General features: G+C 69.1%; 1 protein-coding gene. It reads left to right on the plus strand.

All coding sequences use genetic code 11. The annotated features are described in order from the left end of the window. Nucleotides 1-668: transposase (locus AC5Y42_RS23595; RefSeq protein WP_499900982.1), on the plus strand; the 668-nt coding region annotated here is incomplete at its 5' end. Nucleotides 669-836 lie beyond the last annotated feature (168 nt).

The following is an 836-nucleotide window of genomic DNA, read 5'->3' on the forward strand; positions in this document are numbered from 1 at the left end:
TGGCCCGGCTCGGCCAGCAACGGTTTAGCGCTGCAGTGCGCCGCGAACTGCCCCGCTGGGGTGGTCAGAGGCTGTGGCGGCCCATCGTCGGCGCGGTGTTTTCCGCGCTGTCTGATCCGGCCGGGGTGCTCGCCCAACGGCGCGGCGCGCTGCAGCGGGCCCGCTGGGTCTTCGATGACTGGCGTCTGATCAAGATCCGCCTTTCCGAGGCGGAAACCCACATGATCGCCACCCTTGATGAGCTGGGCCTCACTGAGCTGGTGACCAGCATCCCCGGTATCAGCGCGGTCGGAGCGGCGGCGATCCTGGCCGAAACCGGTGACCCCGCCCGCTTTGATAGTCCTCGGGCGCTGGTCAAACACGCCGGGCTGTGCCCGCGGGAGGACACCAGCGGCACCTACACCGGTCGCTCGCGCATCTCCGGGCGGGGCCGGCCCCGGCTGCGAACGGCCGCCTGGCGCGCAGTGTGGGGCGCCCTTCGCGCTAACCCGGTGATGGCCGCCCGCTACCGGCATCTGACTACCCGAAAAGCCAACCCGCTCAAGGACGGTCAGGCCCGCGCCGCTATCGCCGCTGCGCTGCTGCGCTGGATCCACGTCATCGTCACCCACCGCGTGACTTGGGACCCCGCCCTGGCCGGCGCCGGTGAACTGACTGCGGCGGCCTAACCACAGACCAACCTCAATACCGGTTGGGCCAAGCTCCACGCGGCGTAGAGGACCACCTCGAGCGACACCCTGAGCAGGCCCCGCCCATTCCTCACCGAACTCGATTGCGCGTTGTCGGGGAAACACACCCCGTTTGAAGCACTACGTAGAGACGAGGAACGGGCAGGC

Source organism: Mycobacterium sp. NGS48 (genome assembly GCF_059812585.1).